Here is a 22,783-nt window from a genome sequence, read left to right as displayed (position 1 = left end):
AGATTCACGTCACAGCGGATTGTTGTTGCTACCCAATCAGCATCCTGGAGGAACATAGATGTCCAATCTCAGAGTCGCCGTCGACGTCGGGGGAACATTTACTGACGTTTGCATTTTCGATGAAGAAACACAGCGCATGCGTGTCACCAAGGTCCCGTCGACACCAGCTGACCCCATGCTGGCGATATTGAACGGGGTGGAACGCGCCGAGATCAATCTGGCTGACGTGTCGCTGTTCTCACATGGCACCACGGTAGCAACAAACGCCCTGATTACCCGGAACTTTCCCCCCGCAGCCATGGTCACGACGAAGGGGTTCAGGGACGTCATCGAGATCAGGGACGGTACCAAAGACGACCTTTGGGACGCCTACAACGACGTGACCGGCCCCTACATCCGCCGCCGCGACAGGTTCGAGGTGACCGAACGTGTTGACTACGCCGGCAACATCGTCGCTCCCCTGGACGAAGAAGAAGCCCGCCGCCTGGCCGCGGTCCTCCGTAAGCGCGGCGTCACCACCATCGCCGTCTGCTTCATCAACTCCTACGCCAACGCCGAGCACGAAATCCGGATGCGGAAAATCCTGGAAGAGGAACTTCCGGAAGCCACGGTCTCCACCTCAGCCGAGATCCTGCCCGAAATCTTCGAGCACGACCGCTTCAACACCGCCGTTTCCAACGCCGTGCTGGGACCCCTGGTGTCCGGCTATGTCAGCCGCCTCGCCGAGGAGCTCAAAACCGGCGGTTACGACGGCGACCTGCTGCTCCTTCACTCCGGCGGCGGTTCCATGACCCCCCGCATGGTCAAGCGCTACCCCGTGCGCCTCGCAGCGTCCGGCATCGCAGCCGGCGCGATCGCAGCGAAACACATCGCCCAGCAGTGTGGCTTCGAAAACGCCGTGAGCCTGGACATGGGCGGCACGTCTACCGATATTGCCCTGGTCTCCGACGGTGAGCTCCGCATCACCAAAGAATGGCAGGTTGAATACGGCCACCCCATCGTCTTCCCCAGCATCGAGGTCCTCACCATCGGCGCCGGCGGCGGCTCGATTGCGCACATCGACATTGCCGGTTCGCTTCGCAACGGCCCGCAGTCCGCGGGCGCCGATCCGGGACCCGCCTGCTACAACATGGGCGGCGAAGAGCCCACCAACTGCGACGCCAACGTGGTCCTGAACAGGCTCGGATCCACCCTGGCCGGCGGCGCGAAGACGCTGGACCGCGGGCTCTCGCAGGCCGTGATCAAGCGTGCCATCGCTGAACCGCTGGACATGAGCGAAGCCGAGGCTGCCCACGCCATCCTCCAGGTCGCGAACGCCAACATGGCCGACGCCGTCCGCCTGATCTCCATCCGCCGCGGCTATGACCCCCGCGACTTCGCGCTGCTCGCCTTCGGTGGCGCCGGCGCCCTGCACGGCGTCGAGGTGGCCAAGGAACTGAACATTCCCACCGTCGTCGTACCGCCCAACCCCGGCGTCACATCCGCGCTGGGCTGCCTCCTGGTGGACATCCGGCACGACCTGTCCGCGATGTACACGGCTGTTGCCGCCCACGCCGATCCTGAAGACCTGGAGAGCAAGTACAAGGCCCTCGAAACGGAAGCCACCGCCCGGCTCCGCCACGAAGGCGTATCCGCGGAGAATTCGATCCTGCAGCGGATCATCTCCATGCGCTACCAGGGACAATGGCGATCGCTGGCCGTGAACATGGGAACCGGCGACGGCGCTCTGGAAGAAGCCATCCAGAGCTTCCACCAGCAGCACGAGCGCGAATTTGCGTTCCGCCAGGATGACCAGCCCGTGGAAATCTACCAGCTGCAGCTCTCCGCTGTCGGCAAGACGCCCAAGCCCTCCTTCGCTCCGGCCACGGAATGGGTCTCCGAGCCTGGCGAACCCGATTCGGTCCGGCCGGTGTACTTCGGTGAGGACGGCTGGGTCGATACGCCCGTCTACGACCGTACCAAGCTCGGCGCCGGCGCGACGTTCCAAGGTCCCGCCATCATCGACCAGCTTGACTCCACGACGGTCGTGCCCCCGCGCACCACCGCCGAGATCGACGAGTGGCTCAACATCCGGATCCACCTCACAGAGTTCAAAGACGAGCAGGAAGCCTAATCATGACCGACGTGATCACCATTCCAGATCTCCATGTCGCCCACACCGATGCACGGCAAGCATCAGGCCTTGACCCCGTAACGTTCGAGGTGCTGAAAAACGCCTTCGTCACCAGCGTCGACCTGATGAGCGAGCAGATTCTCCGAACCTGCTATTCCTTTGTTATTTACTCCCGCGACTTCTCCTCCGCTCTCTGTGACGCGAACGGAAACACCGTCATGCAGGGCAGCGGCGACATTGCCGTCCACGTCGGTACCCTGCACTTCCAGTGCAAGGCCGTCATCGAAGAATTCGGCAAAGACATTCATCCGGGGGACGTGTTTGCCATCAACGACCCGTACCGGGGCGGCACACACTTCAACGACGTTAGCTTCATTCGACCGATCTTCTCCGACGGTGAGGTGATCGCCTTCGCCCAGAACAAGGGCCACTGGGCTGACATTGGCGGCAACGTTCCGGGTTCATTCGATGTCAACGCCAAGGAACATTTCGGCGAAGGCCTGCGGATCACTCCCGTGCGGATCTGGAGCAAGGGTGTCTTCCTTCACGACGTCGCCCAGCTCCTGGTGTCGAACACCCGGGCACCGCGCCAGGCGATGGGTGACCTCCAGGCCCAGTCAGAAGCGACCGCCGTGTGCGAGCGTGAAGTCCTCCGCCTGGTGGACAAATACTCCAAATCGACGGTCGTCGCCGCGATGCAGGAAACGCAGGACTACGTTGAACGGATCGTCCTGCGCCGCCTGGAATCCCTGCCGCAGGGAGTGTGGGAGACCACCGATTACATCGACTTCGACCCGGGCAAGGGCGAGGGCCTGGTGCCCATCAAAATCAAGCTGACACTGGACGGCAAGGGCATCCACTACGACCTGACCGGTTCCGCGCCCGCCGTCGAAACCTTCCTTAACTCCGGTTACGGCACAACCCACTCGGCCATCTACGCCGGCACCAAGACGTTCTTCCCGGACGTTCCGCTGAACTCCGGCTTCTACGCCGCCGTCGATGCGGAAATCGGCCCCGAGGGCACCGTGGTCAATGCCGGGTGGCCCTACGCGGTCACCGGGTTCTGCTCCGGTCCCTACGAAAAGCTCATGAACGGAATCTTCGAGCTCTGGTCCCAGATCATGCCCGAACGCGCCATGGCCTGCGCCTTCAACCTCGAGTACCTCCTGGTCGGTGGCCGCGACGGCCGCACCGACGATAACCCCTACTTCATGTGGTACGACTGGATGGCCGGCGGCTGGGGCGGACGAGCCTCCAAAGACGGAGCCAGCGCCACCGCCCCGGTCTTCGGACCCGGTTTGGCCGTCCAGCCCATCGAAGGCCAGGAGCGGCTGTCGCCGGTCCTGACCACCGTGCACCAGATCGGTACCGACTCCGGCGGACCCGGACGATTCCGCGGTGGCCTCGGCATCGAAAAGGGCGGCACCCTGGTCGACGCGACGAAGACCGTGATGAGCTACTGCTGCGACCGTGCACGCTCCATCACCTGGGGCATCGAAGGCGGCCTGCCGTCCATCCCGCACGGTGTCTGGATGAACAAGGGAACCGATCAGGAAAAGTTCCTCGGTTCCAACTTCTCCGCCGTTCCGCTGCACTCCGGGGACTCGTTTACCCGCCCGTCCGCTGGTGGGGGCGGCTACGGCGATCCCCTGGAACGCCCCTTCGACGAAGTCCTCGAAGACGTCATCGACGAGTACGTGTCGATCGAACGCGCAGCGAAGGACTACGGCGTCATCATCCGCGAAATCGATCGCGAACTGGACCAGTTTGAGATCGATCAAGCAGCCAGCCTCGAGCTGCGCCAGCAGATCCGTGGCGACCGCCTAGGGTGGCTGACCGCCGATCCGGTCGCCGTGGCGGAGAAGTACCGCGCCGGAGAGATGGACATGCTCGACGTGATCCGCCGCCACGGCGTCATCCTGGACTGGGGCACCGGGGAACTGTTCCCGGAGACCACCTCAGAGTTCCGCAAGAGCATGGAAAAGCGTTCGTCGGCCCACTGGCACTAAGCGCATTCTGACCAACACCGGGTCCGCCGGCGCTGATCGCGTCGGCGGACCCGGCATCGTCATTGCCCTGCAATCGCGACAGATCCGTGACCACGGTGAGGGAAGCAACTCAATTTGGCAGGGAGCTAACGCCGGCACGAACCCGGAGGAGCCATGGCGGCTCCTCTCGAAACGATCTCCGGCCAAGCATCCCCCTCCCTGGCTTCTTCAAAGACTTGAAAGGTGCAAAATTGTCGTACTCAAATTACGTTCTACCCGCCACTGAGCGTGCCGGAAAATGGTCACTCACTATGGCTTGGTGGGCGGTATTCTCCGCCATGTTCTGGATCTACGTAGCTGTGGCCTCAGCAGGAGCAGTCGGTGTCGTGAACACCCTGATCGGAATGGCGCTCACCATTGTCACCTACGGTGCCATCAACACGGTTCTGTCGCGCTACGCGGCTCGGACAGGACTCACAGTCAGCCTCTTCTCCCGCACACTCTTCGGACTGGTCGGCTCCGCCCTGGCATCTCTGATCTTTGCAGCCACGGCCATCTACTACGCAGTGTTCGAAGGATCCATTATCGCCGTCGCATTCCACGAGTACTTCGGCGGCAGCATGGTCGTTTGGTATGGCATCGTGGTGCTCTACGCCATTCCCCTGGCCCTGGGGGGCGTACAGAACTGGCTGGACAAACTCAACGGTGTCCTGCTCCCGCTCTATGTTGCCGGCCTGATTGCGGTGGTCGTCGCCGCTACTCTCATCCGGGGAGTACCCACAGACTGGATTGGCCAGGCCGCCGTCTCATCGGCCCTGCCCGGCTGGCTCACTTCGTACCTTATCTACATGGGCGTCTACATCATGATGATGTACACCTTTGACTATGCCCGGCTGGGTCGACAACAAGACGAAAAATTCCTCGGTACGGTGACATTTGGATGGGTCTTCTACGCATTCACGTTCGGGCTCAACGGGCTGGTCGGCATATACATCATGAGCGCATGGCGAATTGAAGCCTCAGAAACCGGGGTCGTCCAAGCGTTTATCTCATCGCTCGGACTGGTCGGCCTGCTCGTCATCCTTATCTCACAGACCCGCATCAATACCGCCAACTACTTCCTGGCATCCGAAAACCTCTCGGCATTTGCCAGTCGGGTATTTAGACTCAACCTGCCCCGCTATGTATGGGTTATCGTCTGCGGCGCTCTGGCCTTTTTGCTCATGCTCACCGATGTTCTGAGTTACCTTCTCAAGGCCCTGGCCTGGCAAGGCGTATTTGTAACCGCCTGGGTTGCCATCGCACTGGTATTTATTGCACTGAACTGGAAAACGCAAGATCTTGTCCCTGATATCCGCCCTGGAAATCTCAAAGCGGTCAGCCCCGGAGCAATCGCCTGGGTATTCGCTTCAGCAACCGGAATTGCACTCACTGAACAAACAGCGTGGCCCGTAATCTCCCAGCTTACGCCTTTGATCACCATGGCCTTGGCTGCAGGCGTCTATTACGGTGCCTATAAATTCTCCCCGCCGCGTCTAATCAATTCCGTAGATACGATTGACCCAGCCGATGAAGAATTGGATCCTGCCATTTCGCATCCCACCAGCTGAAGCCAAATCGCTAGCACGTGCGGCCGAACTCCATCGGACAAAGTTGTCCGGTGGAGTTCGCCCACGCCTCTGTTATCGTCCAAGCTCTTAGAGAAGACCCACAATTCCGCAGAGAAGCCGATCCAGCACCTCGGGAGGCAGGCCATAGACCTGAGCCCGGTGAACGATGAACCGGCCAAGACTTGCCTTATGGGTAATCGCTCCGTAAACCAATCCGGTGCCTGGGCCCGGGACCCAGACGTTGTCCAGTTGCCGGAAAACCTGCAGTGGCAGCTTGAACCGCCTCCTACGTCGTATGTCCAACCCGGTGCCACCGCTCGTTACACACAGCGGGCCTTCGCCGTGGCCTTCCTTGAGCTCAGCCCAGGTCATGCCCCCTCCGAAGGGCATCGTGGTCGCTCGTGTCACAAACCTCTTGTCGCCCGCTTTGCATGTCCGGGACTGTGTCGTCGACATCCGGCGCACTATCTGAAGCACCAACGCCGTCAAAATCCGTCAACGTCCCGCCCGGCGCGCGGTCAGGGTCAGAGTGATACTTCCCGACTGGGATGGCGGTCCGGAATGCCCTTATCTGGCCATTGACCACACAGACAAAAGGCAGGGCACGACGGGTACCGTTGGAAGCCTGCCTTGAAGGCCGTCGTCATCACATTCGAAGGAAAATCACCTAGTATCAAGCCGAATCCAACGCTAGACAAACACTCGCGGTCAGCCGGACACAAACTTTGTCTCCGCGCGATTTAGTGCTGGTACTCATGGGGTACCTTCGCGGTGACGGTCTGGCGGCGGTATGCCGCTTTAATAAAGCGTTCTCTTTCGGCGGGGGTCGTTGCTGCGCCGGCGATTGTCCAAGCCAGGGCGGTTGCTGCCTCGAACATCACGCTGTACGCCTCAGGGGAATCGGCAAATACTGCGAACTCGTGTGAGTGGATTGGTACATTCGCCCCGGGGATACTCAGCCAGGGATGCAGGGTTGGAATTTCCTGGGAGACGTTGCCCATATCAGTTGACCCACCACTCATGTCGCCGGACGTAGATGTGTCCTTGCCGAACGTGAACATCGCGTCAGTCCAGTGTGCAGCCAGGGCGTTGTCTTGGAGTAACGGCTCATATGCGGGTTCTGTCGCCTCAATGATCAGCGTTGTTCCGGTGGCCAGGGCGGCCCCTTCAAAACAGCCGCGGACGCGCTCAAGCAGGGCTTCATATTCCCTCAAAGTGAATGCCCGGCACTCAAACTCGACTACCGCCCGTTCCGGGATGATGTTCGTGGCGTGCCCCGCCTCAGCGACAAATAGAGCTATTCGGTGGTCTCCAGGTATCTGCTGACGCAGTAACCCTACGGCGACTTGGCTCAGCACAGCTGCATCTGCAGCGTTTACGCCCAGGTGGGGGGCTGCTGCCGCATGGGCGGCCCTCCCAACGAACGTCGCCTTGTACCTGCCCATCGCCTGGGCGCTGGTACCTGCCGGGTTATAGGTCACCCCATCCTGGACAGGGTGAACCATCAGGGCGAGGCTGATACCGTCAAACGCCCCACGTTCAAGAAGAAGCGCCTTGCCGCCACCGTTTTCCTCAGGAGGGGTTCCAATGGCCTTCAGTGTGATGCCGAGCTCGTCTACATAGGGTCTCAGGGCAAGGGCAGCGGCGACTGACGCGCCAGCAATAAGGTTGTGCCCGCACGCATGTCCAATGTTTGGAAGCGCGTCGTATTCCACGCACAGTGCCACCTTTAAGGCACCGCTTCCGGCGGTAGCTGTAAAAGCTGTCGGAAGACCACCAGTGCCCCGCTCAACTGTGGCCTTCAGCCAGGAGCGCCGCTGCTGCCTCCGACGAGCGGACCTCCTCGAAGGCCACCTCGGGGTTGGAATGAATTTCGTGGGCCATGGCCTGAACCCGCGGTTTCCACTCCTTGACGCCCTCCGCGAGGGCGGTGCGCACACTTGCCATAACGGTTGCTGTGCCTCCTGGTTCCATGAGTATCGCCTGCTTAGCAGGACATAAACGAGTCGGCCCTGGCTGCCTCGGGAAGGTCCGATCATCCGACTTCTAAGTGGGCTCGCTGAAGTGGCGGCCATAGTCGTTCCTGAGCCTATACCTGTGAGGGCAGTACCACGGGTCAGGCGTTGGTGGGCAGGAGGTACTTACCGGAGGAAGCTGAGCGTTTTCATTACTTTGTTTAGGTATCCCCGGGCGCGGGAACCCGGGCCTCTAAAATTTGCACGCAGTTACTTCTGGACTGGATGGACTTGTCCGGGTCATCTCAACCCTCCATAAAGGGACTGTATCAAGGCCCGGGAAGGCGAAGACCAGCTGTTTCGGCGATCAGTACAGATAAAAGCGGAAGTCTTGACGAAGTGTACGGTGACTCGCGTGTGGGGCGTCCCTACGATCATGGGACAGCCTGATTCTCCAAGCGGCATTCATGTACAGGCCTTCATTGTCAGGACCACGCCGAAAAAAGGGGCATCCGTGCTGCAGCTTCAGGTGAACCACTCGAACAGTTCGACTATCAACGCAAGAACAGGGCACCACGCGCCTTGTAGTGGCTGGTGGGGACCCGAGGGTGCTCCTTTGCCCGTACGTTACCTGCAGCAAGGAGAAGTTATGCCACCGCTGCACGGCTCCCAGACTGTATGGACGCTCGTTCGCTTCGTATCACCGTCGATAAAAGCGAACTCCCGAAGCACTTACTCCTGACGTTCAACGTCTTGCAGTTGCCCCTTTCGTTTACAAATTTTGAGAAGAGCAAAGCTCATGAAAAGCAGGATCCTCGTTCAGAGCAAGAACACCTCCCGGCGCCTCGGGTCCCCTGAAGAAGTGGTTGGAACTTCCCCGTCGGTTGCCGGTGTCCAGCAGTCCGGGTGGGTAAGCTCAGCACGTCAGCAGGAGCACGCCGACCGGCGGTCAGTTGAATCGACGCACAGGGTCTCATACGGCAGTCAGAACCGATAGTAGAACTGCGCCGGACTCAAGAGGCGTGTCGAGCCGGGCGCATTCCCGCGGCCGGCAAGAGAAATCTCAGATGCCAATCACTTCGATTCTGCATCAATCAACAGCAACGACGGTGTTGGTTCGCCGCTCTTGTGGGGAGTGCATGCAGAACCAGCCTTCAGCGCCGTGTCACATCGCCGGAAGCTGGGTTTGATCTCAGTAGGAGCGGACGCTGAGCGGGGTGATCCGTCTCCCCTGCTGGCAACTATATGTCGTGGCCGTCGTGTCCGGAGAAGATGATGAGGACCTTGACCCCTACGGTTGCACCGACCAGTGTCTCCACGCCGCGTTCGGCGATGAGCACGTAGGGGTGCGCCGGTGGAGTGTGCGGAGGTGATGTTTCACGGAGCGCTGCTCCTCAGCCAGTCGATGACAGTCTCCCCTGGACTAGATCCAAAGCTCGCAGCCGAGATCTTTGTAGAAGTACTCCCGGCGGTCAGCGGCATCGGCTGCCAACCATAGCCTGAACCGTCCGGCATTTCTTCTTCGACGATCCCCCGGCGAACAACGCGGTCGTTGGAGCGGATCTCTAGGATGTCGCCCACATGGTCCTGCCAATCTACTGTTCGGCGGAGGTGTGTAGCGGTGTGCCACTGCTCGAACATCAGCGTTCCAGGAGCAGGGCGTCGCCCTGGCCCCCGCCTCCACATAGTGCAACGGCGGCCCGGCCCGTTTCGCGGCGGATGAGTTCGTGCACGGCAGTGACAACCAGCCGGGCTCCTGAAGCACCGATTGGGTGTCCGATGGCAACTGCGCCGCCGTGTATGTTGATCCGGTCCTCGGACACGCCGAGCAGTTCCCTGGAATGCGATGCAACTGAGGCGAAGGCTTCATTGATCTCGATCAGGTCGAGTTCTTCGGCTGTCCAGCCTTCGCGCAACAGGGCGGCGCGGATCGCTTTGGCGGGCTTGTCCGGCAGGGATGTGTCAGGCCCGGCGATTTGTCCGTGGGCCCGAAGGACTGCGAGGACATCCCACCCATGCCTCTGGGCGGTCTCCCGGGTGGTCAGTACAACTGCCGCGGCGCCATCGGTCAAAGGTGAGGCGTTGCCCGCAGTCACCGTCCCATCCGGGGAGAAGGCGGGGCGCAGACGGGCCAGCGACTCCTGTGAAGCATCGGGGCGGATGCCTTCATCCTCGGTGATTTCGAGGACGCCCTTTCGTGTGGGCACCTTCACAGGGATGATTTCCTGGGCCCACACTCCTGAATCTTGGGCTGCGGCTGCCCGCAAGTGGGAGGTGACGGCGACGGCGTCTTGGGTTGCCCGCGAAATGCCCAATGCCGAGTTGGCGCGGTCAGTGGCCAGGCCCATGGCCTCGTGGTCGAATGCGTCTGTTAAGCCGTCCTGGGCGGCTGCGTCCACCAGAGTGAGCGCTCCGTACGCATTCCCGGTCCGGGTGCCTGCGACTAGGCGGGGGGCTTGGCTCATCGATTCCTGGCCGCCGGCGACGACTACGGCTGCGTCGCCAAGGCGTAGCATTCGGGCGGCCTCGATTATGGCCGACAGTCCCGAGAGGCACACTTTGTTCACTGTCACGGCGGGTGCGCTCAGGGGAATTCCCGCGGCGACCGCGCTCTGCCGGGCCGGGTTTTGTCCGGTCCCTGACTGGAGAACTTGGCCCATGATGACGGCATCGACGGTATCTGCCGGGACGCTGGCCCGTGAGAGGGCGCCAGCGATGGCCGCTCCGCCCAGTTCGACGGCGGAAAGTGGTGCCAATTGGCCCAGCAGTCGTCCCTGAGCGGTGCGTGCTGCGCCGATAATGACGACATCCCTCGGGTCGGATAGTCGGAAGTTAGATTCTGTTTTCACTGCGGTTGCTCCGGGATTTGTTGGTGGAGACGGCTCGAACTTACTTCGATTGGCCGTACTTCGTTTTGAACGGTTGTGCATGTTACGTCGCGAGGAGGTGTGTCAGGCCGCCTGTCGGGAAGTTGGCGCCGAGAGTCATGCAGCGGTTGATGTCCTCCCAGGTTGCGACGACGCCTTCGTCCAGCATGAGCTGGGCTTCTTGGGCCAATGCATGGCGGACGCGCAGCCGTACCCGGTCCGGGTCCACTCCGTGCGGCTCCGGGGGTAGGGTCCGTGCCGCGGGAGGAACTTTGCCGTTTTCGTCGAAGAAGCCCGGCAGTCCGGCTTTTACGACTGCCGTGAGAGAGGCTGACCGGTCGAAGCGGGCGGGGTAGGCGCGGTGCAGAGTGTCACAGATGTGCTGTTGCACCGAGGGGCCTATGTAGCCGATCAGGTGAAGGGGTGTCATGGGCAGATCCCACGGTGAGAGGGAACGGTCTACGGCAACGGGGTCCCCGCCTTTGTCGATTTCAGCGAGTATTTCGTTAAACAGGCGCGTGAGGAGTCGGTTGACGACAAAGCCGGGCGTATCAGTGACAGGTATGGCGGTCTTGCCGAGACCCGCGGCGAGGCTCCATGCTGTGGCGAGAGCGGTATCGGATGAGAGGGGGGTCCGGACCAATTCGACGAGCGGGAGGACATCGACTGGATTGAAGAAGTGGAACCCAAGCACCCTGTCTGGGTGCTTGAGGCCACGTGCCATGTCGGTGACCGAGAGCGAGGAAGTGTTGGTGAGCAGGAGGGCATCCGGATCGATGTGCTCCTCGAGCTGCCGGAATACGCTCCGTTTATTCTTTTGGTCCTCGAAGACCGCCTCGATTGCGGCGTCGCACCCGCTGAACCTCGACGGATCGGTGGTGCCCCGGATTAGCCCGGCGATTTCGGCTGCCTCGCCTGGTCGGAGCTTGCCTTTGGCCTCCTGCCGGTCAAGATGTCCGCGCATTCGGTGGAGGGCCGCGGACACCCGGTCGGTGGAAAGATCGCTGATGAGGACCGGGATGCGGAGCTTGTCCGCGACCAGCAGGACGAGCTGGCTTGCCATAAGGCCCGCGCCAACGACGCCGAAGGTTTGGATGGTTTTCGGCTGCCTCGCGTTAGCGGCTGATACCGCTAAGGGGTCAGGCGTTTTTGTAAGAGTGTGAGCCATCTGATCCTTCTTCGTTCCTACCCGCGGAGGTAGACCGTTGTCGTGTGTGTAGAAGTCTTTGGCCGCGCCGCCCTGTTCCTTGGGACCGAAGTTGCTCTTCTTTGATCCGCCGAACGGCACATGAGGATCTGAACCGGCAGATTCGGAGTTGAGCTGAAGGATTCCCACATCGAGGGCTTCGATTGCTTCCAATGCTGTCGCAAGGTCACGGGTGAATAATGCTGCAGACAGGCCGAACTCGGACTCTTCGGCCAAACCGAATGCTTCCTGGGTGGTCGCGGCCCGGCGGACCGCCAAGACGGGACCGAAAAGTTCTTTTCACCAGGCGAGGTTGGTTGATCCGGCCTTGCCAGCAGGGAGCTGCAGCACAGTCGGGGGGATGAAGGCGCCGGGAGTACCGGCATAGGAATTGTCAGCAGATGTTCCGGCGATGGCGACGGCGCCCGTCTCTACGGCTGTGTCGATTCCGCTCATGATTGACCTGCGCGCTGCCTCAATGATTACGGGCCCATCTGTACTTTTGAGTCAACAGGGTCCCCGGTCTGCCAAGCGCTGAGTCGGAGCGTGAGGCGCTCCAGGAATTCGTCCGCGATGGGGTCCGCGAGAATGAGCCGTGATGTTGCGGTACATTTCTGTCCGGTGGAGCGGAACGCCCCCGAAAAGCACCTGTTCCGAAGCTAGGTCCAGATCAGCATCGGCCAGAACCCGTGGCGCGTTCTTTCCTCCCATTTCGCCTTGCATGGGAATTCCCCGGACGGCAGCTTGGGCCGCCAGTGCACGTCCGACCGCTGACGAGCCGGTAAAGGACATGGCGTCCACGCCAGGGCTCTGAACAAGAGCAGTTCCGAGAGAGCCGGGACCAACGACAAGGTTAAGTACCCCCGCGGGCAGCCCGGCGGCAACGAGCGCTTCGGCAAAGCGCATGGCGAGAAGAGGGACGGTGGAAGCCGGCTTCCACACCACCGCGTTACCGTGCACCAGGGCGGGAGCGATCTTCCATGCCGGGATGGCGATCGGAAAATTGAACGGGGTGACGATGCCAACTACGCCCAGCGGCTTGCGAGTTACGAGGATACGTTCCCCGCGCCGGGGCGAAGCAAAGTGCTCCCCGGCCACACGGTCGCCCTCTGCGGCGAAGTAGCGCAGGATTTGAGCTGCACGCAGCACCTCTGCCCTTCCCTCGGTGAGGGTCTTGCCTTCTTCGCGGGAAAGTTCGAGGCCAAGTACGTCGGCTTGCGACTCCAAGGCTGCGGCGGCCCGAACCAGGACGGCGCCGCGTTCGTGGATCGGGGTGCGGTTCCATGCCCGTTGTGAGGCGCGCGCTGCCAGGACGGCCCTGTCGAGATCGGCAAGGACGGCGGTGCCGCCTTCGGCGGCGATCTCCTCCGGGCGGCTGGGATTTACAGAGGTGAGGTGGCCGCCGTTGCCTGGTACCCAGTCCCGGTCTATGAGGAGCCCGAGCTGCACCGTCCCCGTCGCACCGGGGGCGGTGCCTGACGTGGCCGGCACATCAAGGGCGGCACTCACCGAAAGGCACCTATGCCTGTCAGCTCCTGGCCAAGGATGAGGGTGTGGACCTCGTCAGTGCCTTCGTAGGTACGAACGGATTCAAGGTTGTTCGCGTGGCGAAGGGGCGAGTGTTCGAGAGTGATCCCGTTGCCGCCGAGGATGGTGCGTGCTTCGCGGCAAATTTCGATCGCTTCGCGACAGTTGTTCAGTTTGCCCACGCTGATCTGATGATTTTGCAGCTTGCCGGCATCTTTGAGCCGTCCCAGGTGCAGCGCCAGAAGGAAACCCTTGTTGATCTCGAGTGCCATGTTCACGAGCTTCTGCTGAGTCAACTGATAACCGGCCAATGGCCGGTCGAACTGCAGCCGATTTTTGGAGTAGTCCAGGGCATCTTCGAAGGCGTCACGCGCGGCTCCCATGGTGCCCCAGGCAATGCCATAACGTGCCTCGTTGAGGCAGGCGAAAGGGCCGCGGAGGCCAGTGACGTTTGGCAGGACAGCGTCGGCAGGCAGGCGCACGTCTTTCAGAGTGATTTCACACTGAACAGAAGCACGCATTGACAGCTTCGGCTCGATCGGGGTGGCTGTGAAGCCCGGAGCTTGGGTTGGTATGACGAATCCGCGCACTCCCGCCTCCGTCTGGGCCCAGATCACTGCCACCTGTGCCACGTTCGCGAGTCCTATCCACCGCTTGGTGCCGGTAAGTATCCAGTCCTCGCCGTCGCGGCGGGCAAAAGTGGCCATGGCAGAGGGGTCTGAACCGGCCGTGGGTTCCGTGAGACCAAAGCATCCGATGGCCGTACCAGCAGCCATCTGGGGAAGCCATTCCTCTTTCTGTTCCTCGGAACCGTGCTTGGAGATCGCAGACATGGCCAGAGAGCCCTGGACGGACACGAAAGTGCGTATGCCTGAATCACCGGCCTCGAGTTCGGCAGCAGCCAGCCCATAGTCCACTGCGGTTCCCCCGGCGCAGCCGTATCCTTTCAAATGCATTCCGAGCAGGCCGAGTTTCGCGAGATCAGGCACGATTTCCAGCGGGAATCTGGCCTCTTCGTACCAGGTGGCGATGTTCGGTTTGATCTCCTCCCGAACGTAGGTCCGGACCCGGTCGCGCAGGGCAATCTCCTCGTCCGTGAGGAGAGTATCGAAAGAGATCAGGTCCGAAGGTTCGAGTGCGGTAATGGCCTCGATGCCGGCCGAACTAGGGGCGAGAGTCATGATGTGGTCCCTCCTGGGCATAAACGACTTGGGAATGGGCGGCACTTTGAGGGGTGTCGGTAAACGTCTTGCTTTTGGTCTGACGCAGCCAGTCCAGCACTTCCCCGGTGTGCTCACCGAGGGCGGGTGGGGCCTGGGTCCGCGGTGGCAACGCCGGCGTCCAGATGATCGGATGGCGGATTTGGCGGCCGGTGACGTTTCCGTCTGTGTCATGGACTTGAATTGTCGGTTCCAGACCCAATGTTTCGGCGTACGCGATGCCTTCATCTATGCTGGCCACGCGGCCGGCGGGTACTCCTGCAGAAACGAGCTGGTCCTGCCATTCCGTCGCTCCGGCGCGTGCGAGCCCGTCTTCCAGCAGTTGGACAAGTTCCCGGCGGTGCTTGACCCTCGCTGAGTTGGTGACAAACCGGGGATCAGCGGCCAGCTCCGGATTGCCGATGGCGCGGCAGAGCTTGGCGAACTGTGAGTCGTTTCCCACGGCGACGGCCAGCGGGTCATCACGTGTGGCAAGAAGCTGGTACGGGACGATGGAAGGGTGGTCGTTGCCCAGTCGCGTAGGAGTAACACCGGCTCCGAGGTACGCCTGAGCTTGGTTGGCTAGAGCGCCCTGCAGGCTTGAGAGGAGATTGACCTCGATCCGCCTGCCGCGACCTGTGGAATTGCGCTCGGTAAGGGCGGCGAGGATGCCGATCGTGGCATCTTTCGCTGTCAGTACATCGACCAGGGCGACGCCTACTTTGTAGGCGTCGCCCTGCGGGTCCCCGGTAATACTCATCAGTCCGCCGACGGCCTGGACTATGAAGTCGTACCCAGGCAGATCACGGCCGCCTTCGGAGCCGAAACCCGAAATTGATGCGTACACCAGGCCTGGGTTCTCCTGAGCCAATGATTCATATCCCAGACCCAGTTTGGCGAGCCCTCCGGGTTTGAAGTTCTCCACCAAGACGTCGGCGCGGCGTGCCAGTTCCCGGGCAAGCTCCAGGTCCTCGGGGTCCGTCAGATCGAGGGTGACGGATTCCTTATTGCGGTTAACGCTTTCGAAGTAAGTCGCGCCTGTCTTTGAGGAAGGTGGCGCCCACGCCCGGGTGTCATCCCCGGTTCCGGGCCGCTCCACTTTGATGACCCGGGCACCGAGATCAGCCAGGGTCATGGTCGCGAGCGGACCGGCAAGCACGCGGGAGAAGTCGGCGACGACAATCCCCTCAAGTGGTGCCCCGGATTCCGCGCCACACCTCATGGCTGACCCCGCCCGGTCCACCGTCCCCGGAAAGTCATGACAGTGCCGACCGAATGGATGCCTCCAGTACCGCCAGGCCCTCGTCAAGGACGTCGGCTTCGATGACGAGCGGAGGGAGCAGCCGGATGATATTTCCGTTGGTTCCGCAGGTAAGAGTTAGGACACCATGGGCGTTGGCTGCCTTCGCTGCTGTGGTGGCGAGGTCTTTGCGGGGTCCGGAGGCGTCGCTGAACTCGATCGCCATCATCGCACCCCTGCCGCGAACGTCTGCGACGCCGTCCAGTGCGACGAGCGGTTCCAGACGGTGACGCACAGCGGCTTCGATGGCAACGGCGTTCTCCAAAAGGGTGCCGTCTTCTAGGATTTCGAACACGGCCAGAGCGGCCTCACAGGCTATGGGGTTGCCAGCATAGGTTCCGCCAAGGCCGCCGGTGTGGACAGCGTTCATAAGCTCGGCACGGCCGGTAGCGGCCGAAAGCGGCAGGCCGCCGCCGAGGGCCTTAGCGGTCAGTGTGATGTCACCGGCGATTCCTTCATGCTCGGACGCGAACAGCGTGCCGGTTCGGCCCATGCCGGCCTGGATCTCGTCGATGACCAGCACGATGCCGTGGCGGGTAGCGATTTCCCGAAGACCTTGGAGGAATCCGGGGGCCTGGACAATGAACCCGCCCTCGCCCTGGATCGGTTCGATGACCATGGCCGCGAAGGTTTCCGCGCCGTTTTCGGCGAGAAGCGCCTCGATCTGCTCAAGCGCCTCCCCCGGTCCGTTAGGGGAGGTGTGGGCGGGGGCGGTCGGTCCGCGGAAAACAGAGCCCGGCAGGGGCCCGAAGTTGAGTCGGTACGGGTTTTCCTTTGCCGTCATCGCCATCGTGAGCTGCGTGCGTCCGTGGTAGGCCTCGTCGAAGACGAGAATGTTGGGGCGGCGAGTGGCGGCCCGGGCGACTTTGATGGCGTTTTCAACTGCCTCCGCACCGGTGGTGAACAGTGCGGTCCGCTTCTCGAAGTCGCCAGGGGTGTGCTCATTGAGCCATCGGCAGACCTCGACGAAGGACGAGTATTCGGTCACCATGAAGCAGGTGTGGGTGAAGCGCTCGAGCTGGGCGGCGGCGCGCTTGGCCACCTGCGGGTTCGCGGCGCCAACGCTGGTTACGGCAATGCCTGAGGCGAAGTCGATGAGATGGTTTCCGTCAACGTCTACGAGCAGCGCGTCCTTCGCGTGATCGATGAATATGGGCAGGGTGATACCAAATGCGTCGGTGACGTGCTGGCGGCGTTCGGTCTCCAGCTCACGGGAACGCGGTCCCGGGAGCTCGGTGAGCAGGCGGCGTGCTGTGGCTTTAACGCTGGCCGGATCGTTGGCCTGGTTTGCTGTGAGTTCTGATGTGACAGTCATAGGTCCTCCTCGTGTGGTGAAATCCACCATAGGGACAGTCCGATGACGTGTCGTTGGATAATCCATCCAAAGATATTCCTTTTACGGTCTCAGCGTACAAAACCGATCGCCTATGATTTACCCATGATTACCCTCGCAAGGCTTGTTGAGGCTGCAAAGCGTGACCTGGCGCCCTACTGGCCCATACCGCTCCCCCGTGTGGAACTCACGGGCGTGCATGTCTCTGAGCTGGAGGATCCCACGATGTTCCTCTATGGAGGCGAGCTTCTCCTCACCGTCGGATTGCAGCTCACCGGCCTGGATGGAGACGCGCGTCAAGAGGCCGCTAAAAACTATGTGCAACGCTTGGTGGAAGGTCGCGTCGCTGCCCTGGGTCTTGGCCTAGGCTCGGGCCATGCCATGGTGCCGGACGAACTGCGGGCCGCCTGCGTTGAGGCCGGCCTTCCCCTTCTGACCATTCCCCGTGAGTCCCCCTTCCTGGCCGTATCTCGCGCCTATTGGGAACTTGTCAGGCAAGGGGGCGAAGCTGAACTCACTGCTCTGTTAGGACTCCAGGTGGCGTTGACGCGGGCCGCGGCCCAGGATGACGCGGAACCGGAGATCGTGCGCGAATTGTCGCGCGCCCTGGGAACCTGGGTGGCATACCTGCCTGAAGGTGACGGGACCCCATCGTCCGCCGCCAGCGGTGCTGAGTTTCCACCCGGACTGCTGGCGGAACTGACACGGGAATCTGCCATCTTGCGGAACGCGCGCCGAGGGGCCACGGGCAATATTCAACTGGCATCCGGTGTTGCTTCCCTCTACCCGGTATCTGACGGTCCAGCGGCTTCCGGGTATCTTGCTTTGGGCAGAAGCGGGCAACTGGCTGCTGCCGAGCGGCACTTGTTCCTCACCGCATCCACGCTCCTGGCCGCCAGGGCAGCCGGACAGCGCAACGCCGCGGCTGAGCGTAGACGGGCTGAAGGCATGCTCGCGGCGCTGGTCCTGGAAGGACATGACGATGCAGCGCGGCTCCTTGCAAAGCAGATGGACTCCGATCCGCTACCGGAAACAGCATTCGTCGCGGTCCTGCCCGATACCGAACATCTGGCTGCGCGGCCCGCCCTGTCCGGGCTGGTCCTCGAACGTTCCGGTGTCACGTTTGTGCTGCAGTCAGCGTCGAGCCCTTATCCACAGCTGCCGAAAGGTGTCCGCGGTGCCTGGGGTGGACCCATGCCTCTACGGCGCCTGCACGAAATTGGAGCACAGGTGGCCGAGGCCGCTGCCTCAGCACCCGCCGGACAGCTGATACGCATAGGTCACGGCCTCGACCTGCCGGCAGATGAATGGGTGGATGAACTAACTTCCCACAGCGGTCAGCTCCTTGAAACGGTCCGCGCATATCTGGCCCACCGCGGGCAATGGGAGGCCGCCGGCCGCGAACTGGGCGTACATCGGAATTCTGTTCGTTACAGGATTGCCCAAGCCAAGGAACTCTTGGGGGTTGACTTGGATGACCCCGACGTTGCAGCGCAGCTATGGCTCGCCCTTAGGGGACGGTCCCAGGCACCACATTAGGCGTGAAACCCTGATTTCGACGCCCGGCGACCGAAGAATTGGCGGAATTCATTAGGGCAGCTGATTCGCCACTCTGGCCTTCATTCCCCTCGCCTAACTGCCGCGGGTCCATGCCGCTCAGGCGATGTCGCCTGCACGCTTGCCACGGTTACGTGGCATGGGCGGACCGTTCCGACACTACCCAGACGCAGGTGGGACTCAAGTCCTCAAAGACTCCTCCTGTTTGACGGATCGCACAAAGAAACGTCTGGATATCTACGTTCTGCATGGTGACGAGCCGGATTCGGCTGCCTACTCTCAATGGACAGTCCGTCGTCGGAGGAACGATCCCCGAGGGGATGAGCACACCCGTTGCAGGAGGAACGATGAGAACAACACGAGCCAGCACGCACGGTGTTGCCGGCGCCGCACGCTCCCTCCCACAAGACCTTCCCTCTGCACAGCTCCACCGCACCACTGAGAGGACAATCGTGACGATCCAAGATACGAACTCCATAGCAAAGACAACCACCACCAGGACCATACGCGGGGCGGTACTTGAGACCATCGGGGCAGAGCGGCCCTACGTTGATACCCGTCCCATCCATGTGGAAAACCTTGAACTCGAAGGACCCGGCACGGGCGAGATCCTAGTCCGCATCGAGGCAGCGGGCGTATGCCACTCCGACCTTTCCGTAGTCAACGGCAACCGGCCGCGGCCGGTCCCCATGCTGCTCGGCCACGAGGCAGCCGGCATCGTGGAGGAACTGGGCGAGGGTGTCACCGACATCTCCCTGGGCCAGCGCGTCGTAATGACCTTCCTCCCCCGCTGCGGTGAATGCGCAGGGTGCAACTCCAACGGCAAAACGCCATGCGTGCAGGGCAGCGCTTCCAATACGGAAGGAACGCTGCTGGGCGGCAACCGCAGACTCTCCCGCGAGGGTCAGCCCGTCCAACACCACCTCGGAGTCTCCGCATTCGCCACCTATGCAGTGGTCTCACGCCGTTCCGTGGTGCCCGTGGGCGCGGACGTTCCGGCGCACATAGCCGCTTTGCTCGGGTGCGCACTGCTCACCGGAGGAGGAGCTATCCTCAACGTCGCCAAGCCCGCACCTTCCGCCCGGGTAGCCATCGTCGGTCTCGGCGGAGTAGGTATGGCGGCACTCATTACGGCCATCGCCACCGGAGTCGAACACGTCGTCGGTATCGACACCTTGCCGGCAAAACTGGAAGCCGCGCGAAACCTCGGTGCCACTGACGCCTTGACCTCTGCTGATGCCCTGAAACGCGGCGAAAAGTTCGACGCCGTCATCGAAGCAGCTGGGCACCCGCGCGCTCTGGAAGCAGCGGTCGCACTGACAAAGCCGGGCGGCATTACCGTCACCGTCGGACTGCCCGCACCCGGCCAGTCAATCAACATCGACCCACTGGCCCTTACAGCGGAGGCACGGTCGATCGTGGGCAGCTACCTCGGCTCGGCGGTCCCGGAACATGACATCCCGATCTACGAACAACTCTGGCGATCCGGCCAGCTGGCCGTTGAAGGCCTGGTCTCAGACACCATCCCGCTGGAAGAGATCAACCGCGCCATGGACACGCTCGACGGCGGCCACGCACTGCGCCAAATCATTACCTTTTCCTGACCACCACACTTCCAGCCCCGAAGAGAGAACATCATGACCTCCACAAATGACCACATTTACAGCGCGATCATCATCGGCGCCGGCTTCGGCGGCCTAGGCCAGGGAGCCCAGTTCGTCCAGGAAGGCATCGACGACTTCCTGATCCTCGAGCGCGGCAACGATGTGGGAGGCGTATGGCGCGAGAACACCTATCCCGGCGCCGCATGCGACACCCAGGCGCTTGTATACTGCTACAGCTACTTCCTGAACCTCAAGGTTTCCCGCATGTTTGCCGGCCAGGAGGAACTCCAGGGCTACCTACGTTCCATGGTTGAGGAATTCGGGCTCGGTAAGCACATCCACTTCGGCCAGAACATCACCGCGACTGAATGGGACCAGGACCGCCGCCTCTGGACCGTGCACACTGCCGATGGCTCGGAGTTCCTGACCCGTTCCGTGGTGGCTGCCTGGGGCCAGCTGAACGAACCCAACATCCCCAACTTCCCCGGCACAGAAACATTCGAAGGCGTGGCCTTCCACTCCTCCAAGTGGCGGCACGACCTTGACCTGACCGGCAAGCGCGTCGCATCCATCGGCTCCGCCGCAACTGCGGTTCAATACGTGCCCGAGGTCGCCAAGATCGCGTCGAACCTGACCGTATTCCAGCGCTCAGCCAATTACATCCTCCCCCGTGACCAGTACATCTTCACGGAGGAAGAGAGCGCCCGCTTCCAGGAAAACCCGGACACCTACCGTCAGCTGCGTCAGGAAATCCACGAATTCCGCGAAGCCGGATTCGAACGCACCCGCCGCCACACCGCTGCTTCCGAGGAAGGAGTCGAGCTCGCCCGCCAGCACCTCGAGACCCAGGTTTCTGACCCTGAACTGCGGGCCAAGCTCACTCCCGACTACGACTTCGGCTGCAAGCGGATCCTGCGGAGCGATGATTTCTACCCCGCCCTGACCCGCGAGAACGTAGAACTCGTGACAGAGGCAATCACGGAATTCACTCCCCGTGGCGTCCGCACCGCTGACGGGGTCGAGCACGAGTTTGATGTCATTATCTACGCCACCGGGTTCAAGAGCCACGCCTTCATGGGATCCATGCGCGTTTCAGGACGCGACGGATTCGGCCTCGACGAGCGGTGGGGCAACGCCCCCGAAGCCTACCTGGGCATCGCCGTCGACAACTTCCCCAACCTCTTCCTGGTCTACGGTCCCAACACCAACCTCAACCACAACTCGGTCGTATCCATGCTGGAGGCCCAGCACCGCTACATCGCCCAGGCCGTGCAGCACATCGCAGCCGATGAATCAAGGTTCCTGGAAGTGGACCGCGCGGTCGTTGAGAAGTTCAACGCACACGTTCAGGAAGAACTCCAGAAGTCCGCGTTCTCCTCCGACTGCTCCTCCTGGTACAAGAACGAGGACGGCCGCGTTATCAACAACTGGTCCGGAACCGTCGAAGAATACCGGTCCCACACCCACGACCTCCAGCTCGAGGACTACCTGCAGCTGGCCGAATCCGGACCCGGAAAGTGACCAAAACCGACCGGTTCAGCGGGAGGCCCATAGCACCGGACGCTGCAGAGGTGCTGCAGAAATTCCGGGCCTCCGGTGGACGTCCGTTTCACTCCTACTCCGTGAAGCATGTGCGCGAGCTCTACGAGAACGGTTGCGCTGCCAACGGCCTTAGCGGTGATCCGCTGGCGTCGGTCACTGACTTCAGCCTGGATGGATTCAAGGTGCGGGTCTATGACCCCCGCACCGTTGGAGGCCCCACCCCCGCCGTGCTGTTTTTCCACGGCGGGGGGTGGGTCATGGGCAGCCTCTCAACACATGACGGACTGTGCCGTCGCCTGGCCTCCCTCACGAACCTGCCGGTCATTGCTGTGGACTACCGGCTTGCCCCGGAGCACCCCTACCCGGCTGCGATTGACGACAGCCGCATGGCCATGCACTGGTTGTTCGATGCCGGCAACGAGCACGGCCTGGACGTAACCGAGGCTGTGCTCGTCGGTGATAGCGCGGGAGGACAATTAGCCGCAGTCCTAGCCAATGAGAACGCCACGACCACAGATCCCCTGCCTGTAGTGGCCCAGGTCCTCATGTACCCCATGGTGGATCTGACCATGTCCTCGCCTTCCTACAAACGGGTCACCGAGGGATTCCCTCTGGTTGCTGACACCATCGGCTGGTTCGCTGACCACTACCTGCCAGAGGGCGTGGACCGCGCTGCACCGGATATCAGTCCTTCCCTAACCCAGCTCCCCGCGGGGCTGCCACCGGCTTACGTGATCACTGTGGACAACGACCCGCTGGTTGACGAGGGGGCAGACTACGCCGCCGCCCTGGCCTGTGCAGGCACGGAGGTCCAGTACCAGCACCTCCCCGGGTACGCCCACGGATTGTTCACCTCCGCGGGACGTATCCCCCGTGGAGAACAAATAGTCGACCAGGTCGCTGCCTTTATCAGGGACCGCACTATCTAACTGAGATGGAGTACGTCCCGCCATCACAGGACCGATGTGGCAAGTCGCTTCCGGCGCTTGAGCCCGTCGGGCT

General features: G+C 61.9%; 16 protein-coding genes and 1 pseudogene. 7 read left to right on the top strand and 10 right to left on the bottom strand.

Annotated elements, in window-relative coordinates; genetic code table 11:
- Nucleotides 1–58: 58 nt before the first annotated feature.
- The 3 genes from FYJ92_RS00305 to FYJ92_RS00295 all read left to right on the top strand — a co-directional run bounded on the left by FYJ92_RS00305 (nucleotide 59) and on the right by FYJ92_RS00295 (nucleotide 5,711).
- Nucleotides 59–2,113: a hydantoinase/oxoprolinase family protein gene (locus tag FYJ92_RS00305; protein ID WP_185262095.1), complete on the top strand. Its 2,055-nt coding sequence runs from the start codon at nucleotides 59–61 to the stop codon at nucleotides 2,111–2,113.
- Nucleotides 2,114–2,115: 2 nt separating this feature from the next.
- Nucleotides 2,116–4,122 carry a hydantoinase B/oxoprolinase family protein gene (locus FYJ92_RS00300; RefSeq protein WP_219729674.1) on the top strand — a complete coding sequence of 669 codons (2,007 nt, stop codon included), beginning with the start codon at nucleotides 2,116–2,118 and terminating at the stop codon, nucleotides 4,120–4,122.
- A gap of 365 nt (nucleotides 4,123–4,487) precedes the next feature.
- Nucleotides 4,488–5,711: a cytosine permease gene (locus FYJ92_RS00295; protein WP_255482222.1), complete on the top strand. Its 1,224-nt coding sequence runs from the start codon at nucleotides 4,488–4,490 to the stop codon at nucleotides 5,709–5,711.
- Nucleotides 5,712–6,451: 740 nt separating this feature from the next.
- Here FYJ92_RS00295 and FYJ92_RS00290 read toward each other — a convergent pair.
- From FYJ92_RS00290 to FYJ92_RS00260, 10 genes and pseudogenes are all read right to left on the bottom strand, one after another.
- On the bottom strand, nucleotides 6,452–7,516 hold the full coding sequence (locus FYJ92_RS00290) for an amidohydrolase (protein WP_255482440.1): 1,065 nt from the start codon (nucleotides 7,514–7,516) through the stop codon (nucleotides 6,452–6,454).
- Nucleotides 7,500–7,685: a hypothetical protein gene (locus FYJ92_RS18860; RefSeq protein WP_255482448.1), complete on the bottom strand. Its 186-nt coding sequence runs from the start codon at nucleotides 7,683–7,685 to the stop codon at nucleotides 7,500–7,502. Before FYJ92_RS18860 ends, FYJ92_RS00290 begins: the two co-directional genes overlap by 17 nt.
- A 1,621-nt stretch (nucleotides 7,686–9,306) precedes the next feature.
- Nucleotides 9,307–10,515, bottom strand: coding sequence for an acetyl-CoA C-acetyltransferase (locus FYJ92_RS00285; protein ID WP_255482221.1), 1,209 nt, complete (start codon nucleotides 10,513–10,515; stop codon nucleotides 9,307–9,309).
- A gap of 82 nt (nucleotides 10,516–10,597) precedes the next feature.
- Nucleotides 10,598–11,998, bottom strand: coding sequence for an aldehyde dehydrogenase family protein (locus FYJ92_RS00280; RefSeq protein WP_255482220.1), 1,401 nt, complete (start codon nucleotides 11,996–11,998; stop codon nucleotides 10,598–10,600).
- Between the two features lie 21 nt (nucleotides 11,999–12,019).
- On the bottom strand, nucleotides 12,020–12,175 hold the full coding sequence (locus FYJ92_RS18855; RefSeq protein ID WP_255482219.1) for a hypothetical protein: 156 nt from the start codon (nucleotides 12,173–12,175) through the stop codon (nucleotides 12,020–12,022).
- Nucleotides 12,176–12,201: 26 nt separating this feature from the next.
- Nucleotides 12,202–12,309, bottom strand: a complete 108-nt coding sequence (locus FYJ92_RS18850) for a hypothetical protein (RefSeq protein ID WP_255482439.1) — start codon at nucleotides 12,307–12,309, stop codon at nucleotides 12,202–12,204.
- A gap of 121 nt (nucleotides 12,310–12,430) precedes the next feature.
- Nucleotides 12,431–13,168, bottom strand: a pseudogene (locus FYJ92_RS18845) (aldehyde dehydrogenase family protein); the annotation flags it as partial.
- A 56-nt stretch (nucleotides 13,169–13,224) separates the two neighbouring features.
- The gene (locus tag FYJ92_RS00270) at nucleotides 13,225–14,427 is read right to left on the bottom strand and encodes an acyl-CoA dehydrogenase family protein (protein ID WP_185262091.1); all 1,203 of its coding nucleotides are present in this window, start codon (nucleotides 14,425–14,427) and stop codon (nucleotides 13,225–13,227) included.
- Entirely contained in the window at nucleotides 14,411–15,667 is a 1,257-nt protein-coding gene (locus FYJ92_RS00265; RefSeq protein WP_185262090.1) for a CaiB/BaiF CoA-transferase family protein, read from the bottom strand. Before FYJ92_RS00265 ends, FYJ92_RS00270 begins: the two co-directional genes overlap by 17 nt.
- Nucleotides 15,668–15,701: 34 nt before the next feature.
- Nucleotides 15,702–17,060, bottom strand: a complete 1,359-nt coding sequence (locus FYJ92_RS00260) for an aminotransferase class III-fold pyridoxal phosphate-dependent enzyme (RefSeq protein WP_185262089.1) — start codon at nucleotides 17,058–17,060, stop codon at nucleotides 15,702–15,704.
- 123 nt (nucleotides 17,061–17,183) lie between these two features.
- Here FYJ92_RS00260 and FYJ92_RS00255 point away from each other — a divergent pair, with 123 nt between their 5' ends.
- The 4 genes from FYJ92_RS00255 to FYJ92_RS00240 all read left to right on the top strand — a co-directional run bounded on the left by FYJ92_RS00255 (nucleotide 17,184) and on the right by FYJ92_RS00240 (nucleotide 22,710).
- Nucleotides 17,184–18,617: a PucR family transcriptional regulator gene (locus FYJ92_RS00255; protein ID WP_255482217.1), complete on the top strand. Its 1,434-nt coding sequence runs from the start codon at nucleotides 17,184–17,186 to the stop codon at nucleotides 18,615–18,617.
- Between the two features lie 470 nt (nucleotides 18,618–19,087).
- Nucleotides 19,088–20,239: an alcohol dehydrogenase catalytic domain-containing protein gene (locus tag FYJ92_RS00250; protein ID WP_255482216.1), complete on the top strand. Its 1,152-nt coding sequence runs from the start codon at nucleotides 19,088–19,090 to the stop codon at nucleotides 20,237–20,239.
- Between the two features lie 33 nt (nucleotides 20,240–20,272).
- Nucleotides 20,273–21,760 (top strand): NAD(P)/FAD-dependent oxidoreductase, encoded by a 1,488-nt coding sequence (locus FYJ92_RS00245; RefSeq protein WP_185262087.1) that lies wholly within the window; start codon nucleotides 20,273–20,275, stop codon nucleotides 21,758–21,760.
- Nucleotides 21,757–22,710: an alpha/beta hydrolase gene (locus tag FYJ92_RS00240; protein ID WP_185262086.1), complete on the top strand. Its 954-nt coding sequence runs from the start codon at nucleotides 21,757–21,759 to the stop codon at nucleotides 22,708–22,710. The genes FYJ92_RS00245 and FYJ92_RS00240 overlap by 4 nt, the downstream gene beginning before the upstream one ends.
- The last annotated feature ends 73 nt before the right edge of the window (nucleotides 22,711–22,783 follow it).

The organism is Pseudarthrobacter sp. NBSH8, assembly GCF_014217545.1.
Lineage (GTDB): Bacteria > Actinomycetota > Actinomycetes > Actinomycetales > Micrococcaceae > Arthrobacter.
This window is presented reverse-complemented; position numbering and strand designations above follow the sequence as displayed.

Bases quoted from the DNA above. Each gene is read 5' to 3' on its own strand.
- FYJ92_RS18860 (WP_255482448.1), bottom strand. From the start codon at position 7,685: ATGGAACCAGGAGGCACAGCAACCGTTATGGCAAGTGTGCGCACCGCC.
- FYJ92_RS00245 (WP_185262087.1), top strand. From the start codon at position 20,273: ATGACCTCCACAAATGACCACATTTACAGCGCGATCATCATCGGCGCC.
- FYJ92_RS00255 (WP_255482217.1), top strand. From the start codon at position 17,184: ATGATTACCCTCGCAAGGCTTGTTGAGGCTGCAAAGCGTGACCTGGCG.
- FYJ92_RS00305 (WP_185262095.1), top strand. From the start codon at position 59: ATGTCCAATCTCAGAGTCGCCGTCGACGTCGGGGGAACATTTACTGAC.
- FYJ92_RS00260 (WP_185262089.1), bottom strand. From the start codon at position 17,060: ATGACTGTCACATCAGAACTCACAGCAAACCAGGCCAACGATCCGGCC.
- FYJ92_RS00265 (WP_185262090.1), bottom strand. From the start codon at position 15,667: ATGAGGTGTGGCGCGGAATCCGGGGCACCACTTGAGGGGATTGTCGTC.
- FYJ92_RS18855 (WP_255482219.1), bottom strand. From the start codon at position 12,175: ATGAGCGGAATCGACACAGCCGTAGAGACGGGCGCCGTCGCCATCGCC.
- FYJ92_RS00270 (WP_185262091.1), bottom strand. From the start codon at position 14,427: ATGACTCTCGCCCCTAGTTCGGCCGGCATCGAGGCCATTACCGCACTC.
- FYJ92_RS00300 (WP_219729674.1), top strand. From the start codon at position 2,116: ATGACCGACGTGATCACCATTCCAGATCTCCATGTCGCCCACACCGAT.